We start from the raw sequence: 16,027 nt of genomic DNA on the forward strand, positions 1-16,027 counted from the left end.
GTGTATGTGTGCAGATACAGATGCTAAACTACCCCCATCTGACAGACATAGGCCGGGCATGCCAACATCTGGCACGCTCAGCCCAGAGACGATTTATGACGGTGGAACCAGAATTCTCTCTACATCAACCCTGTATTAACAGCGTGTTCGCCTCTCTGCTGTTCGACTATATGGAAAAGGTCGCCAATGCCGACGTAGATGCGTTTCTGGCATCATTGCAGCTCAAGCGCAAGGAGATCGAGGCTCAGGAGCAGATCTCTATGGCAAACTTCTTGCTTCTGATGGAAGAGGGAGCCAAATATCTCCACGACCCTGACCTCGGTCTGCACTATTACGAAAAACTGGATTACCGACATTTGGGCGTGCTGGGATACGCCTTGATCAACAGCAAGACCCTGGGCGATGCGCTCAATATGGTCATGCGCTATTACTGTCTTTTTCAAAATGACATGGAGCACGCCCTCGCCACTACCGCTACCAAAGCCATTTTGTCTTATCGGGTGACCAACAAAAATCTGCCTCCCAGCCGTCAGGATTCCGAAATGACCCTGATGGCAAGTCTGATATTTATTCGCGATTGTATCGACAGCGATTGGCGACCGGATGAAGCCTACTTTCAGCATCCGGCGCCGGAGGACCTGTCTGAACACAAGCGTTTGATCTGCGACAATCTACATTTCAATCACCACGCCAATCAGTTGGTATTTGATAAAAGCTGCCTTGATCTTGCCGTCAAGAATGCCGATGAACTGCTGAGTCAGTCACTTCTGTCAACACTGGAAGAATTGCTGAAATTGCGCCAGCAACCTTCTGACAAGAATTGGCTGAACGCAATGCAAAATCAAATTGCAGAACAACTCAGTGAAGGTGTTCCTGCTATCGAAGAGATAGCCGAGCACATGAACATGAGTCGAAGAACGCTGCAACGCAAGCTTTCCCAGGAGGGAATTACCTTCAAGGGACTAGTCGAACAGATCCGACGGGAACTGGGGAAAAATTACCTGAGCGTATCGAACATGCCGTTGCAGGATATCGCTTTCCTGCTTGGGTATTCCGATATCGCCGCTTTCAACCGTGCTTTCAAGCGTTGGGAGAAGGTCTCACCGAGTGAATACCGGATGCAGCACCAGACCCATTTATAGAATGTTATCCCAAGAAATGCAATTTCCTACAAGGTTGGCGGTCAACCCCGTCTCCTGATGTTGTGCGTTGATCAGCGTCATCAGTCCAACCGCTTGACATAATGAGTGTGATAGCTGTCACAAGACTCAGAATTTGCTCATTGAATCCTTATTTATTGCACATTTCGACGGCAATTGTGGTGCATTATTTTTACATGCGCTAACCCGAGAAGAGGATCCCCCGATGAACAAATTTATGCGCGTACATATTCCGATGGCAATGGTCTTTGCGGCATTGGCCCTTCCGGGCCAGGCACAGGTACCGCAAGGCCCTCCCGACAATCGCGATGGCAGAATGACGCGAGATGCTCGCGATGCCAACAACGATAATCCGCGCGACGGTGATCGACGTGACCGAAACAACAACCGAAATCGAGCGGGCACGGCGGAACAGATTGAGTTGGGACAAATGTTATTCTTTGACAAGGAACTCAGTGGTAACCGCAATATTTCCTGTGCGACTTGTCATCATCCGTTGACTCACACCGCTGATGCTCTTTCGCTGTCCATCGGTGAAGGCGGACAGGGGCTGGGACAACTCCGGGATACAGGCTCCGGCGAGGATGCCGTACATGAGAGAGTTCCCCGCAATTCACCGGCTTTGTTCAACCTGGGGCAGCCCAACCTGCGTCATTTGTTCCATGATGGGCGTGTGGAGATTGATGGCGAGCAGCCTTCCGGCTTTCTCAGCCCTGCGGGTAACGACCTGCCTCTGGGGCTGAATAATGTGATTGCGGTACAGGCGATGTTTCCCGTCACCTCGGGCGTGGAAATGGCTGGTCAGGCCGGCGAAAACGAACTCGCCGACGCTGCGGCTGCGGGAGATCTGGCTGGGTCCGGTGGTGTTTGGGAGCTGCTGGCAGAGCGGTTGCGTAATATACCCGGTTACTTCGAATTGTTCAGCGCGGCCTATCCCGAGCAGGTGACCAGCCCTGAGGACATCGACTTCGTCATGGCCGCCAACGCCATCGCCGCCTTTGAAGAGGACGCCTGGTCGGGGCGTAATTCTCCTTTCGATCAACAGCGACGCGGTGAGGACGCCATGAGTGAAGCGGCACTGCGAGGGATGGAGTTGTTTAACGAAAAAGGCTGTAACCGCTGCCACAGTGGCCGTCTGCAAACGGATAACCGCTTTCACGCCATCGCTATGCCGCAAATTGGTCCGGGCAAAGGTGACAATTCCGAAGGCTACAGTGATGGGCGCGAGGATTTCGGTCGCGAGCGGGTAACCGGTGATCCCGCTGACCGTTTCCTGTTCCGCACCCCTTCTCTTCGCAATGTGGAGCTGAACGCGCCCTATGGCCACGCCGGGGCTTATGGCACCCTGGAAGCCATGGTTCGCCACTATATCAATCCGGTGAGTGCATTGCAGAACTACGATCGATCCCAGGCCGTGCTGCCGTCTAGGCCGGATCTGGACGCAATTGACTTTGTGGTGATGGACGATCCGCAAAGACTGGCGGCCATCGCTGAGGCGGCACGGGGAGAGCGTCGCTTGAGACCGGCGAGTATGACTGATGAGGAGGTGGCCGATATCGTCGAATTTCTGAAATCCTTGACGGATCCGGCCGCTGTTGATTTGAGTGGTGATATACCTGCCGCAGTACCCAGTGGATTGCCTGTCTCAGACTAGAGCGTGATATTTACTCTGATGGGTAGGGTGGATTAGCAAAGCGTAATCCACCGATTGCCGGGAGAGCAGCAGATTAAAGGTGGATTACGCTTTGCTAATCCACCCTACGAATATAGCCCATTCGATACGGACTTGTGACAGTTTGGTTTCCGGATGGTCACTAATTGCTCTTTTCCCTGGCGAAGATCTCCTTCGCCGCATCCACCAGTAGTTTGACCCCGGGGTGGACCAGCTTACGTTCGGGTGATATCGCATAAAACCGCTCCATCACCTGCTCTGTTCTGCCGATCACAGAGACACCATACTGTCGGGTCACATGTTGTTCAATAATGCTGGGGGTACAAAAAACACCATAACCGGATTGCCCGAAGTATTTCAGCATCGCACTGTCATCAAATTCGCCCACTACCTCAGGATAGATTTGTTGCTGGTCGAACCAGGAATTCAGATTGACCTTTTGATTGGATTTATCCCCACACATTAAGAAAGGTCGTTGATGCAGTGACTCGGGGAACCGGTTTCGTAGTTTTCTGGCGGTACGGCCATCGGCGTAAAAGCTCAAGCCGCATTCGCCCAAGGGGTGATTGTAGGCGCGGATGGGAACATTCGGGGCCAGTGGGCGATCGGACAGGATCAGGTCCAGCCGGTTCAAGGCCAATTCCGACAGCAGTGAATCGTAGTCGCCTTCGCGGCAAACCAATTTAATAGGGCCTTCCAACGTGAAGGCGTTCTTCAAAATATTGACCGCCAACATTTTTGGAATAACATCGGTCACACCGACATTAAATATGAATGGTTGACTGGCGTCCCGGGAGTTTATGGTCTGCTGAAGCTCCGCACCCAGCGCAAAAATATCTTCAGCGTAGCTGAAGACCAGGTGGCCGGTTTCGTTCATCACCAGGCGTTTGCCCTTGCGCTCGAATAATTGAACCCCAAGATAATCTTCAAAAACGGAGATCTGACCGCTGATGGTTTGTGGCGAAACGTGCAGGGTTTCCGCAGCTTTGGCAATGCTGCCTTCTTTCGCTATGGCGTAAAAATAACGAAGGTGATTGTAGTTAAGCTGCTGAACCATGTCGCAATCTCCAGAGTGGTTTTTTCATAATACGTTTTTTTCGATGAATATCTCAATAATAATCGACTTTTATTGATAGGGGGTGGGCGCTAGAGTCTGGGTTCCAGGTACCCTACCGTTGATTATGGAGCTTTGAGGTGACGAAAGCCTTTAGACAAATGGTGCAGCATGACGCTGCCGGTGGCATATTGCTGGTGGCGGCGGCTGTTTTGGCCATTATCATTGCCAATTCACCCTTGGCCAGCGCCTATGAGCAGTTTCACAACCTTCCGGTTTCCGTGGTGGCCGGTGGGTTTTCTATCGATAAACCCCTCCTGTTGTGGATCAACGATGGCCTGATGGCCCTGTTTTTCTTCCTGATTGGCCTGGAGGTCAAACGGGAACTGGTTGATGGCCATTTATCTTCTCGTGACCAGATCATTCTGCCTGCAATCGGCGCTTTGGCCGGAGTCATAACACCGGCTATTATCTATACCCTGTTTAACGGCGGAGACCCCGTGACCGCAAGGGGTTGGGCGGTACCGGCAGCAACCGATATTGCGTTTGCACTGGGTGTACTGAGTCTGTTTGGTCGCAGGGTACCGATCAGCCTGAAATTGTTTTTGCTGTCGGTTGCTATTTTTGATGACATTGCCGCGATCATCATTATTGCCCTCTTCTATTCATCCCAACTTTCAGTGTTGTCTCTGATTGTGGCCTCGGTAGGCCTGGCTCTGCTATTTGCGGCCAATCGCCTTGGGGTTCGTTATCAAAGCGTCTATGTGCTGATTGGTATCGTGGTATGGGCATCGGTACTGAAATCCGGTGTCCATGCGACCTTGGCGGGTTTTGCCGTAGCGCTGCTAGTGCCTCTGAATATCAATAATGAACACGGAGAACCCCTGCTGAAGTCTATGGAGCACGGCCTGCAACCTTGGGTGGCGTTCTTTATTCTGCCTTTGTTTGCTTTCAGCAATGCGGGTGTCAGCCTGATTGGCATCAGCATTCAGGAGATGCTTAACCCGGTGTCTGTGGGCATCGCCGTGGGTCTGTTTGTGGGCAATCAGGTGGGCATATTTGGTGCCTGTTGGCTGGCCATCAAATCCGGCCTTGCCAAGCTCCCCACTGGGTCGAGTTGGATGCAGTTGTATGGCGTGGCCTCGCTGTGTGGTATCGGCTTTACCATGAGTTTGTTTATTGGCTCACTGGCGTTTGATCAAATGAGTGTTTCTTATCTCAACAGTGTCAAAATCGGTGTGCTGTTTGGTTCGATCCTATCTGCGTTACTGGGCAGTTTTATCTTACACAAATCTACAGCAAAGCAGCCTGTTCAGGAGGTCCGCTATGAAATGGCAAAACCTTAAACTGGTCGTATCCTTCGCAGCGCTCACGGCGCTAACCACCCCGGCGCAAGCCACCATTGTTGACAAGCTGCCTCAGGTGAGTTTGAAACAGGCGTGCCAGTCACTGTTAGCTGAGCAATCCAATCCGGCACTTGATCGGGAATGTAAACACTATATCAGTGGCTATTTTCGCGGGTTGGCAACTCAACAACAGGACGCCGAACAGCAGGGGTTGATAACCTTTGAACGCCAGGAGGACGGCAAAACGTTCGAACAGCGGGCTTTGCAAACCAGAGCCGGTGGCCAACTTAAGCGGCTGGAAAGAATTGCAGAACGACAGAGCTGCCAGACGGACAGTCATCAGCAGTCCATCCACCTGGGGTACATTGCGGATGACTTGGGTTACACCGGAGAGCAACGAACATTATTGATTAGTGCATTAAGGGACTATCTGCTGGTAAAAGACATTTGTTGAGAGGTAATACCATGAAGTGGGATATTTATTTTCGAAACATGAACGGCGGTGGAGACACTATTGGTTACATTGACCGCCGCTTCTCGTTCACTTTTTCGCGGCTGCGTCATTATATCGACAGCGCCGCTATTACCCTGACGGATCTGAATGGACCCAAGGCGGGCGTCGACAAGCAATGCAAGGTCGTGATTAAACCGCTTGGACTTAAACCAATCGTGGTAACCGAAAAGCGGGATACTCTGGTGGTGGCTATAGATCGTGCCATTACCCGAGCCGGCCAATGCCTCAGTCGTCGACTAAAACGTCGACAAGTGCTGGCCAGAAAACTGCCGGCAGAGCAGGAGTTGGGGTTGGTTGAGAACCTCTAGCGCCATACCCCATGTTTTCAGTTTTTAGTCCACGTGGTCGTCTCTTCTCTGGTGCATTGGAGGAGCTGCGACGCGTGGAGAAGCTCTCCGCCAATGCTCAATTGCGGCGCAACGCCGACAATGCTGTGTCCGATCAAGTTGCAGATGACCGCTCTCTCGCTCAGGTGTCGCAGGCAGCTGTAGACCGTTACAAGGCGATGTTGAGTGATCGGGGGCAACCCGAGCCAGTGTGTCATGTCCACCAGATCATGACCCGACCGGTGGAAACATTGGCGGCTCACTGGACATTGCATCGGGCCAGAGAGCAGTTTCAATCCCATCCCTACGAGGTCTTTCCTATCGTAGATGCCTGTAGTCGACTTTGCGGTGCGCTGTCGCGGCTGCACTACTACGAGCTGCTTGCCGCCGAAGACTTCACCAGGCACCGGTTTGGCTGCACGCTTGATCACCTCCTGTTGACGTCAGACCACCGAACCTATGCGGTAGACCCTGTTACGGATGTCCGCAGGCTGGCGACGCTCCTGCTCGAAGAAGAGCTCTATTCAATGCCGGTCGTACAGGACTCTGGGGTAGTTATCGGGATTGTTTCCCGCAGTGATGTGTTGCGCTGTGTGACCGCAAATCCACCACTGTCCCTGTGGTGTTGAGTTGCTTGTATCGAATTGCGTCAGCCGGCGATTAGCTCTGTCAGCACCGTAAAGGTGGGGATGCCAATCAGGACGTTAAACGGAAAGGTGATTCCCAGTGAGGCACTGATCGAGAGACTGTGGTTGGCTTGGGGCAGAGCAACCTGCATGGCAGCGGGTACGGCAATGTAAGACGCACTGGCGCCGAGTACCGACAGCAGGATGGCTCCTCCAGAGGAGAGACCGATCATCAGTCCCAGCAGGCAACCTGCCAGTCCACCTGCCAGGGGCATAGCCACGCCGAAGGCCAGCATAAAGCTCCCCAGACGCTTGATTTCATCAATTCGCTGGGCTGCCATCATACCCATCTTCAGCAGGAACAGCGCCAGAACCCCGTTAAAGAGATCAAAGAAAAAAGGTGTTACCCGTTCAATGCGCTCACCGGCCATAAAGCCGACAAGCAACCCGCCTACCATCAATACCATGCCCTGGTTGCAGAACACTTCGTGGACCACTTCGCCGGTATTTTGCTTGTCATCCGCTTTGTTCCTGGCAAGGGCGATGCCCACGGCGATTGCCGGCATTTCCAGTAACACCACAAACAAGGGAATATAAGCCTCATAGTGAATATCCTGTGCTTCCAGAAAGGCGACCGCCACGGCATAAGTCCCCACACTGACCGAACCGTAGTGGGCCGCAATGGAGGCGGCATCATAGCGTTTGAGCCCACCGATAAAATACAGAATCGGAAACGCAATCAGAGGCAGCAACACTCCTAACAGTAGAACGTAGGCTGATTGGCTGATCAGCGCCCAGGAGGCGTGTTGCGCCAGCGCGACTCCACCTTTGAGGCCAATGGCCAGCATCAAAAACAAAATCAGGGACTGATACAACCCCTTCGGAAACTGGATATTGGCGCGAATCAGAGTGGCGATCACGCCGAGAATAAAGAAGGCAATACCGACATCGAGACTCATGTCGGTTCAGTCCCGCGGCTTGATTTCAATAGCGATGGGCAACAGCTGCCCCTGATCTTCTGTGGCAGCCCCGGGGCGGTTCAGCAGGCTCAGAACAATGATCGCCAGCCCCAATGCCGCCAGGCTAATGCCCACCGATGCCTTGCCGAGAATGGCAAGACCCAGCCCGATCAGTACCACACCAACGAATAGACTAAATGCAAATTGCCTGGTATTCATAATAAGGTCGCCTCCAGATTTGTCGATTTTCGGGTGGCCATTCTGAGCGATATCAAATATAGTTAAAAATAGATATTGTTTAATTTTAATATAGATAATTATCTATATCATGATTGATAAATAGTATGAAATCTCGTTTACACGCACATGTGGGTACCCTACGCCAACTGGAAATATTGCTGGCGGTACACGACCAGGGCAGCATCAACCGTGCGGCGAAGGCGCTCTATCTGACGCAGCCCACCGTTTCCATGCAGATGAAGAAGCTGTCAGAAGCCATCGGTATGCCTCTCTACAATATCTCCCATCGGCAACTGGTCTTTACCGACGAAGGCCTGGAGCTGGTGAAAACCGCTGTCGAAGTATTGGACAGCTTTGATCGGCTGGATAGGTCACTGAACAGTATGCGTGAGCTGCAGTCCGGCACATTGCGGCTGGCGGTGGTCAATACTTCGCAGTATTTTATTCCGCACTTGTTGGGACCGTTCTGCGAGCGTTATCCGGGAATTGATATCCAGCTGAAGGTGGGCAATCGCCAGCAAACTGTGGAGCGTCTGAAGCAGGGGGTTGAAGACTTCTTTGTGTTCAGTCATCCACCCCAGGATATGGATACGGAAACTATCGAGTTTGTTGATAACCCTCTGGTGGCCATCGCGCCGGAAGACCACCCCCTGGCTAAACGCAAGCGGCTCAAGATCACCGATTTGCTTGACGAGCCCTTCCTGATGCGCGAGCAGGGGTCGGGCACCCGGCACGCGATTGAGGAGTTCATGCGCCGGCACAAGGTACAGTTGAATATCAAGATGACCATTGATAGTAACGAAGCCATCAAACACTCGGTCATGTCCAAGTTGGGGATTTCCATTCTCTCGGCTCATACTTTGACCTATGGGGGACAATCCGGGCTGGTCAAGCTGCCGGTTAAGGAATTACCGATTGATTCTCACTGGTTCTTTGTTTGGGCGAAATCCAAGCGCCGAACGGTCATCGCGTCGGAGTTTTTGAGCTATGTCGAAGAGGAGGGTAAAGATGTCTTGCAGGCAGAGTTGGCCAAGCATCTCAATTCGCCCAAGGCGTAGTTTTCTGGCAAAGGATTCTCCTATTGTGGGGCAGGCGCGCCTGGCGCCTATAATGCGCTTCAAATCCGAGTTGGCATTCATCCTGAGGAGGGAGTGGAGGATGGCGGCAAGAATATTGATTCTTGTGGCAGGTTTACTGGCCACTACATTGTGCCGGGCGGCACCGAGTACGGCTGTGGAGTCTCTCATCACAGACCGTTTGCGGTTGATGCAGGCGGTTGCGGCTTATAAATGGCAACGCAATCTTCCCGTAGAAGATCTGGCGCGAGAAGAGAGAGTTCTACAAGCTGCCGTGCATCAAGGCCTCGTACACGGCATAACCGTCGCCAGTAGTGAGGCGTTCTTTCGTGCTCAGATCGGAGCCGCCAAGGAGGTTCAGAACTATTGGTTCAAGCGCTGGCAGCAGGGCGAAACGTTGCCCGACGCTGTTCCTGATCTGGTCAATGTGGTTCGACCGCAGCTGCTGACATTGGGCACGGCGCTGATAACAGAGCTTGGGCGCATTCAAGAGACAGGTCAACTCAGTGATATTGCAACCCTAACTGTTAAGGGGCTCTCTCAGCAAAGTAGTAAAAAGATCTCTCAGGCTCTGCAAGAGATTGATTTTTACCCTGATCGTTTTACTCAAATTCTCGACAGTGATCTGTTGCGTGTGGGCACCACAGGTGACTATCCACCCTTCTCCTATCGTCCGCAGGGCGAGTCGGAATATAGCGGAATGGATATTGAAATGGCTAGGGATCTCGCCCAGGCGTTGGGTGTGAAGTTGCTTTTAGTTCCTACCAGCTGGCCCGACCTGACCGCAGATCTGCAGGCGGGCAAATACGATATTGCCATGAGTGGTGTTTCTCGAATTCTTCCGCGTCAACGACTGGGCTTTTTCTCCCGGCCTTATCACATAGGTGGTAAAACGGCCATCAGCCGCTGCACAGATGCGAAACGCTTTTCCAGTCTTACCAAGATTGATAAGCCCGGAGTGCGGGTGATCGTGAATCCGGGCGGTACCAACGAGCGTTTTGTCGATACACAGATCAAACAAGCCAGCAAGTTGCTGCACCCGGATAACCGCACCATCTTCGCGCGGATAATAAGCGGAGAGGCGGATGTCATGGTCACCGACCGCATCGAAGCGCAGCTGCAGGCGCACAAACACCCGGAGCTTTGCCTGCCGGTGGCCTCTACGCTTACCTACCAGCAAAAAGCCTATTTAATGCAGCCGGATATTCGACTTAAGGAATTTGTTGATACTTGGCTCGAATTGCGATTGGGAGAGGGGCTGGTAGCCAAGCGTTTAAGCGAGTTCTGTTCCGCTTGTGCATTAGAGTAACAGGCAGGAACGAGCTGCCCGACAAGCCGGGCACCCCAATCGCACTCTAGAGAGAGTATAGGCAGAGCGCGTGCTTTATCGCTCCTGAAGGAGACGAGCGATTCTATATAACAATGTTGTCCTTGCCGGCGCCTTTCAGGGCCAGCATTTCGCGGGCTTCATCCGGGCTGGCGATTTCCAGAGACAATTGTTCGACGATGTGACGGATCTTTGCCACCTGCTGGGCATTGTTTTCTGCCATCTGGCCCTTACCGAGATAGAGGCTGTCTTCCAGACCCACGCGCACATGTCCGCCCAGAATGCCGAAAATACCCTGGATGAGGTGCTCGATGACGTTGTTGAAGTGTGAGTAACTAAAGCAGATCTGACATATAATTCTCTACAACGTTACATCTTCATTGGTCAGAATTATGGGTACTTCAAACAAGCAACTCTTATTGATCAGCTACACCAACGGTTTACCAACTCCTGACCACTTCACTCTCGCGGATGCTGCTGTTCCCAACTGCAATGACAACTGTATCTTGGTCCGCAACCACTACCTCTCCGCCGATCCCGCCCAAAAGGGCTGGATGACGGACGTCGCCAACTACGCCAGGGCGGAGTTGGGGGAACCGATGAAGGCACTGGCCGTGGGTGAGGTTATTGAGTCACGGCTTGAGGGCTTCGCAGTCGGCGATTTTGTCACCGGCTGGTTCGGGTGGCAGGAGTATGCTCATGTCAACCTGGAGCAGATCATCCGCAAGGTCGATCCGGCCCAGGCCCCCGTACAGACCAGCTTGGGCGTACTGGGGATCAACGGACTGACTGCGTATATCGCCTTGGAGGATATACTGGCGCCCAGGGCCGGTGAAACACTGTTGGTGTCATCCGCGGCGGGGGCGGTGGGCAGTATTGTCGGGCAGTTGGCGCGCGCGAAAGGTTGCAATGTTGTGGGTTTAACCGGTAGCGAAGAAAAGGTACGCCTCGCGCGCGAGGAATTTGGCTATCATGGTGCCATCAATTACAAAACAGCGGATCTTGCTTCGGCTCTGAAAGCAGCCTGTCCCGAGGGAATTGATGCCTACTTCGATAACGTCGGTGGCGGGATTGCGGATACCGTGTTCGAAAACATGAACGCCCGCGGACGCATCGCACAGGTGGGCACCGCCAGCGTGGCCAGCTGGGATCCGGTGCCGGTCGGGCCGAGGCGTGAGCGCCAGGTGTTAGTCAAGGAGCTTCGCCACCAGGGATTTGTGATTTTTAATCATGAGCACCGCTTTGAACAGGCCTTGCAGGCGCTGGCGGCAATGATCCAGCGTGGGCAGTTGCGCTACCGGGAAGAAATTTACGAGGGGTTGGAGCAGGCGCCGTTGGCCTTGGAGAAATTGTACGCGGGTGACAACCTGGGCAAGACTCTTATTAAGTTGGTGGAGTAACAAGTAGGCAGCGGTCAGATTGGATGCTCGGTATGCGAACTGGATTCTGAATTTTGGTCTTGACCGCTTATGGCAGTCAGCTATTCCTATGGAAACTCAGGCATGTTAAACAAAAGATCAATCAACTTGTGGTTGATGTAATAGCTTTCTTTCCCATGACGATGTTTTGTGAGTGATCCCTGTTGAGATAAGGCATCGAGATACCTTGTGGCGGTCGCTCGAGAGACGTCGAGGTCTCGTTCGAGAAACGCTACTTTTGTGTATGGGTGGCGAAAAAGATTGTTGATTAAATCTTGGCTGTAAAATTTATGATTGCTCCTTATTTCTTGTTTTGTCTCCAGGAGTAACTGTTGAATTTCTTGAATAAGTCCAATGGTATGGCTGGCTGTTGAACTGATCCCCCTCAACATATATAAAAGCCAGGCTTCCCACTCTTTGCTATCGCGTACATGTTGAAGTTTAGTGTAGTACTCCGACTTAGTCTGGTTAATATAACGGCTCAAATATAGTACCGGAGTATCCAAAAGCCCTGACAAGACCAAGTACAGAATGTTAATAATCCTTCCAGTTCGACCATTACCATCATAGAAGGGATGAATCGTTTCAAACTGGTGGTGAATCAATGCCATGCAGACAAGGGGATCAAGAACTTGTTCTGTATTTATGAATTGTTCAAGATCTGACATGTATTTACCGATTCGCTCCGGGGATGGTGGTTCGAAAACGATCTCACCAGTTTGTTCATTCTTAAGAACCGTACCTGGTGTCTTCCTGAAGCCGGCACGATTTCCTTCAAGTGTTTCTTGAACTTCAAGAATTGTATTGAGGCTAAGAACTTTTTGGTTCTTTACTTTATCGTAGCCAGAGCGTAAAGCAGTGGCATAGTGCGCAACTTCTTTTGCTACTGGATCGGAGATGGCGGTCTGTAGCTCTTCCTTGTATAGAGCATCTTGAGTCGTGATGATGTTTTCGATTTCAGAGCTACTTTGTGCCTCCTGCAGTGAAAGAGTCGATATAAGAATACCTTCATTAGGAATTGCTTTGGCCACACCTTTTAGTTCTGCCAGATGCCTATGTGCGTTGACCAGCGCCCGTAAGACCCGGGGAGTTTCTAGTTCCTGCGAGGGTGGTAACTTTGCCAAGGCATCTTTGGACATGCTTCTGGTTGCTCTATCTGTGAGAAGTTCATCTATGTTCTTCTCAATAATAGCGGTTTTTGAGAAGAAGGGAAGATCTGTTCTCAAAACCCTCGCTTTCTGAGAAACAGAGTCAAATGCTTGAAAGTGATAATTTCAATAAAAAATATATAAAAATCAGGTGGTTATCGATTTTTTGAGGGTCCAAAGTGATACGGTGTTACAACGCTCACATCGAAGCACACAATACCTAGGGAAAACAGCCAGAACAAAAAAAGGGTGCCCGACAAGCCGGGCACCCTAATCGCACTCTAGAGAGAGTATAGGCAGAGCGCGTGCTTTATCGCTCCTGAAGGAGACGAGCGATTCTATATAATAATATTGTCCTTACCGGCGCCTTTCAGGGCCAGCATTTCCCGGGCTTCATCCGGGCTGGCGATTTCCAGAGACAATTGTTCGACAATGTGACGAATCTTCGCCACCTGCTGGGCATTGTTCTCCGCCATCTGGCCCTTGCCGAGATAGAGGCTGTCTTCCAGACCCACGCGCACATGCCCGCCCAAAATGGCGGATAAGGTGACGAACTTCATCTGGTGACGACCGGCGGCAAGGGTCGAAAGATAATAATCATCACCAAACAGTCGATCGGCAGTCGCCTTAAAGTGCAACAAGTTTTCCGGGTCGGCACCCATGCCACCCAAGATGCCAAAAATGCCCTGAATAAACAGAGGCCCCTCGATCAAACCACGATCGCGAAAGTGCGCCAGGTTATAGAGGTGGCCGATGTCGTAGCACTCAAACTCAAACCGGGTGCCGTTGCGGCTCAACCGCTCGATGCCTTCCTCGATTTGCGCGAAGGTGTTGGTCAACACAAAGTCGCGGGTATTTTCCAGATAGGGCTTTTCCCAAGCGTGCTGGAACTCCGGCACCGCATTCACCGCCCCGGAGATATTAAAGTTGATCGAGCCCATATTCATGGACGCCACTTCCGGGGCAACTGATTCAGCCGCCTCCAAACGCTGGTCCATGGTCATTCCCAGACCGGCGCCGGTAGTGATATTGATCACGGCATTGCAGTTGCGTTTGATCTCTGGCAGAAACTCCATAAAAATCTTGGGATCCGGTGATGGGGAGCCATCGGGGTTGCGGGCGTGCAGGTGCAAAATCGCTGCGCCGGCTTCAGCGGCGGCAATGGACTGCTCCGCGATTTGTGCCGGGCTGACGGGCAGATTCTCCGACATGGAAGGCGTGTGAATCGAGCCGGTGATGGCGCAGGAGATAATGACTTTTGTGCTGGCTTTCATAGTAGATTCTGCTCTCTATAAATCTCGCTCTAGGCAATCTGACAATACCGCTTTGGGCAGTTCATAATTTTCGCAGCGGGCTTTTTAATCTTTAAACATGTCGCGACCAATGATTTCCCGCATAATTTCTGAGGAGCCTCCGGCAATGCGACGAACCCGTGCGTCGATATAGGCCTTGGCGATCGGATACTCGAGCATATAGCCGTAACCGCCGAAGAACTGCAGGCATTCGTCCACGGTCTTACACTGCAGCTCCGTACACAGCATCTTGGCCTTGGCGGCGGTAATGCCGTCGAGTTTGCCATGCATATGCTGTTCGATGCAGTGGTCCACAAACACGCGCATGGCGGTGGCCTCAGCACTCAGTTCCGCCATCTTGAAGCGGGTGTTCTGAAAGTCGCAGATGCGGTTGCCAAAGGCTTTGCGATCCTTGGTGTAGTCAACCGTCCACTCCAATGCCGCCTCCACGACTGCGAGGGCGGAGATGGCAATGGTGATGCGTTCCTGGGCCAACTTGAACATCGCCATCTTGAAGGCGTCGCCTTCATTGCCGATCAGATTGCTGGCGGGGACCCGGACGTTGTTAAAAAACAGTTCAGAAGTGTCCTGGGCCTTGAGGCCGAGTTTTTCCAGATTGCGACCGCGCTCGAAACCTTCACGGTCGCTTTCCACCAGAATAAAGCTCATGCCTTTGGCGCCGGCGCTGGGATCGGTCTTACAGGCCAAAACCACAAGGTCACACAGTTGTCCGTTGGAGATATACACCTTCTGGCCGTTGATGACGTAGTCATCGCCATCACGTACAGCGGTGGTGCGAATCTCTTTCAGGTCACTGCCGGCACCGGGCTCGGTCAGACCCAGGGCGGCAATACAATCACCACTGATCAGCTTGGGTAGCCAGCGGTCTTTCAGTTCCACAGAGGCAAAAGTGTCGATATAGGTGGCGGCCATGTCTGAGTGCACCGCGAAACCGGGGCCGGTGGCACCGGCGCGGGCCAGCTCTTCGGTAATCACCACGTTATACATAAAGTCCGCACCCAGGCCGCCAAACTCCTCGGAGACATTGGGGCACAGCAGGCCGGCTTCTCCGGCTTTGAGCCAAAGTTCGCGACTGACCTGGCCCTGCTTTTCCCATTCATCGTGATAGGGGGTGATCTCCTGTTCGATAAAGCGGCGCACGGACTCGCGGAAAATATCATGTTCTTCGCTGAAGATGGATCTGGGCAGCATAGGGGTCACTCGTGGCTATATTGCTGGGCTAGGGATTTAAGTTATCTAAATAATAGTATGCATGATAACTAAGTTCAAGTGGTCTCATATATAGGGTGGTATTTTGGCCATGACTATGCTTACTATATGGGTCGTGCTACTATAAGCATGTTTATAAATAATAAGGTGAGTCTATCTATGAGCCGCAAAGAACCGGATTTTGCCACAGGATTTCTGGTACACGACGTGTCGCGATTGCGTAAAAAGGTCGTGGATCACGAGCTCAAGCCCTTGGGCATCACGCGCTCCCAGTGGTGGGTGCTGGTCAATATTGCCCGCTATGCGGAGGATGGTATTGCCCAAACCGAATTGGCGCGCCTGATGAGCGTCGGCAAGGTAAGTCTCGGTGGTTTGATCGATCGTATGGAAGCCTCCGGCTGGTTGGAGCGCCTGCCGGATCCCGAAGATCGCCGGGCCAAGAAGGTGGTGATGACCAAGGCCGGCGAAAAGCTGTTGGGTGAGATGCAGGGTATTGCCTCTGGCATCAACAAGCGCATTATGAAAGGTATCACCAAGGAGCAGAATAAGTTGCTGGATGGTATTCTCAAGACCATGAAACACAATCTGCTGCAAATGGGGGCGGCTGAAGAGTAAGGTCAAATTCGCCCGGTGCGGTTC

17 protein-coding genes are annotated in these 16,027 nt (G+C 52.3%); 10 read left to right on the top strand and 7 right to left on the bottom strand.

All coding sequences use genetic code 11. The features are described from left to right. The first annotated feature begins 95 nt into the window (after positions 1–95). Positions 96–1,142: an AraC-like transcriptional regulator QhpR gene (gene qhpR / locus HBA55_RS04255; protein ID WP_166987521.1), complete on the top strand. Its 1,047-nt coding sequence runs from the start codon at positions 96–98 to the stop codon at positions 1,140–1,142. A gap of 223 nt (positions 1,143–1,365) precedes the next feature. Next, positions 1,366–2,814 carry a cytochrome-c peroxidase gene (locus HBA55_RS04260; protein WP_206019508.1) on the top strand — a complete coding sequence of 483 codons (1,449 nt, stop codon included), beginning with the start codon at positions 1,366–1,368 and terminating at the stop codon, positions 2,812–2,814. Positions 2,815–2,974: 160 nt separating this feature from the next. Here HBA55_RS04260 and nhaR read toward each other — a convergent pair whose 3' ends face one another. After that, complete coding sequence (nhaR, locus tag HBA55_RS04265) at positions 2,975–3,889, bottom strand: transcriptional activator NhaR (protein ID WP_166987524.1); 915 nt, start codon at positions 3,887–3,889, stop codon at positions 2,975–2,977. 137 nt (positions 3,890–4,026) lie between these two features. Here nhaR and nhaA point away from each other — a divergent pair, with 137 nt between their 5' ends. The 4 genes from nhaA to HBA55_RS04285 all read left to right on the top strand — a co-directional run bounded on the left by nhaA (position 4,027) and on the right by HBA55_RS04285 (position 6,701). After that, positions 4,027–5,232: a Na+/H+ antiporter NhaA gene (gene nhaA, locus HBA55_RS04270; RefSeq protein ID WP_166987528.1), complete on the top strand. Its 1,206-nt coding sequence runs from the start codon at positions 4,027–4,029 to the stop codon at positions 5,230–5,232. Then, on the top strand, positions 5,213–5,686 hold the full coding sequence (locus HBA55_RS04275; protein ID WP_166987531.1) for a hypothetical protein: 474 nt from the start codon (positions 5,213–5,215) through the stop codon (positions 5,684–5,686). Before nhaA ends, HBA55_RS04275 begins: the two co-directional genes overlap by 20 nt. A gap of 11 nt (positions 5,687–5,697) precedes the next feature. Continuing rightward, positions 5,698–6,054 (top strand): HPF/RaiA family ribosome-associated protein, encoded by a 357-nt coding sequence (locus HBA55_RS04280; RefSeq protein ID WP_166987534.1) that lies wholly within the window; start codon positions 5,698–5,700, stop codon positions 6,052–6,054. Between the two features lie 74 nt (positions 6,055–6,128). Then, the gene (locus HBA55_RS04285) at positions 6,129–6,701 is read left to right on the top strand and encodes a CBS domain-containing protein (RefSeq protein WP_166987537.1); all 573 of its coding nucleotides are present in this window, start codon (positions 6,129–6,131) and stop codon (positions 6,699–6,701) included. A gap of 20 nt (positions 6,702–6,721) precedes the next feature. Here the strand turns inward: HBA55_RS04285 and HBA55_RS04290 are convergent, their stop codons facing one another. Together HBA55_RS04290 and HBA55_RS04295 are read right to left on the bottom strand one after the other, a co-directional pair. Further along, complete coding sequence (locus HBA55_RS04290; protein ID WP_166987540.1) at positions 6,722–7,657, bottom strand: sodium-dependent bicarbonate transport family permease; 936 nt, start codon at positions 7,655–7,657, stop codon at positions 6,722–6,724. A gap of 6 nt (positions 7,658–7,663) precedes the next feature. After that, complete coding sequence (locus tag HBA55_RS04295; protein ID WP_166987543.1) at positions 7,664–7,876, bottom strand: hypothetical protein; 213 nt, start codon at positions 7,874–7,876, stop codon at positions 7,664–7,666. Positions 7,877–8,001: 125 nt separating this feature from the next. Here HBA55_RS04295 and HBA55_RS04300 point away from each other — a divergent pair, with 125 nt between their 5' ends. Continuing rightward, the gene (locus tag HBA55_RS04300) at positions 8,002–8,955 is read left to right on the top strand and encodes a LysR family transcriptional regulator (protein ID WP_166987546.1); all 954 of its coding nucleotides are present in this window, start codon (positions 8,002–8,004) and stop codon (positions 8,953–8,955) included. A gap of 100 nt (positions 8,956–9,055) precedes the next feature. Beyond that, positions 9,056–10,282 (top strand): gamma subclass chorismate mutase AroQ, encoded by a 1,227-nt coding sequence (gene aroQ, locus HBA55_RS04305; protein WP_166987549.1) that lies wholly within the window; start codon positions 9,056–9,058, stop codon positions 10,280–10,282. 103 nt (positions 10,283–10,385) lie between these two features. Here aroQ and HBA55_RS37185 read toward each other — a convergent pair whose 3' ends face one another. After that, positions 10,386–10,568 (bottom strand): 3-keto-5-aminohexanoate cleavage protein, encoded by a 183-nt coding sequence (locus HBA55_RS37185; RefSeq protein WP_420821491.1) that lies wholly within the window; start codon positions 10,566–10,568, stop codon positions 10,386–10,388. A gap of 124 nt (positions 10,569–10,692) precedes the next feature. Between HBA55_RS37185 and HBA55_RS04315 the strand changes: the two genes are divergently transcribed. After that, complete coding sequence (locus HBA55_RS04315) at positions 10,693–11,700, top strand: NADP-dependent oxidoreductase (protein WP_166987552.1); 1,008 nt, start codon at positions 10,693–10,695, stop codon at positions 11,698–11,700. An 86-nt stretch (positions 11,701–11,786) separates the two neighbouring features. Here the strand turns inward: HBA55_RS04315 and HBA55_RS04320 are convergent, their stop codons facing one another. From HBA55_RS04320 to HBA55_RS04330, 3 genes are all read right to left on the bottom strand, one after another. Beyond that, positions 11,787–12,944 (bottom strand): Fic family protein, encoded by a 1,158-nt coding sequence (locus tag HBA55_RS04320; protein ID WP_240945866.1) that lies wholly within the window; start codon positions 12,942–12,944, stop codon positions 11,787–11,789. Between the two features lie 260 nt (positions 12,945–13,204). After that, complete coding sequence (gene kce / locus HBA55_RS04325) at positions 13,205–14,140, bottom strand: 3,5-dioxohexanoate:acetyl-CoA acetone transferase (RefSeq protein ID WP_166987555.1); 936 nt, start codon at positions 14,138–14,140, stop codon at positions 13,205–13,207. An 84-nt stretch (positions 14,141–14,224) separates the two neighbouring features. Beyond that, positions 14,225–15,370, bottom strand: coding sequence for an acyl-CoA dehydrogenase family protein (locus HBA55_RS04330; RefSeq protein ID WP_166987558.1), 1,146 nt, complete (start codon positions 15,368–15,370; stop codon positions 14,225–14,227). Between the two features lie 177 nt (positions 15,371–15,547). Between HBA55_RS04330 and HBA55_RS04335 the strand changes: the two genes are divergently transcribed. Then, positions 15,548–16,003 carry a MarR family winged helix-turn-helix transcriptional regulator gene (locus tag HBA55_RS04335; RefSeq protein ID WP_166987560.1) on the top strand — a complete coding sequence of 152 codons (456 nt, stop codon included), beginning with the start codon at positions 15,548–15,550 and terminating at the stop codon, positions 16,001–16,003. Positions 16,004–16,027: the final 24 nt, after the last annotated feature.

Origin of the sequence: Pseudomaricurvus alkylphenolicus, assembly GCF_011683955.1 — a bacterium.
Classification (GTDB): Bacteria; Pseudomonadota; Gammaproteobacteria; order Pseudomonadales; family Cellvibrionaceae; genus Pseudomaricurvus; species Pseudomaricurvus alkylphenolicus.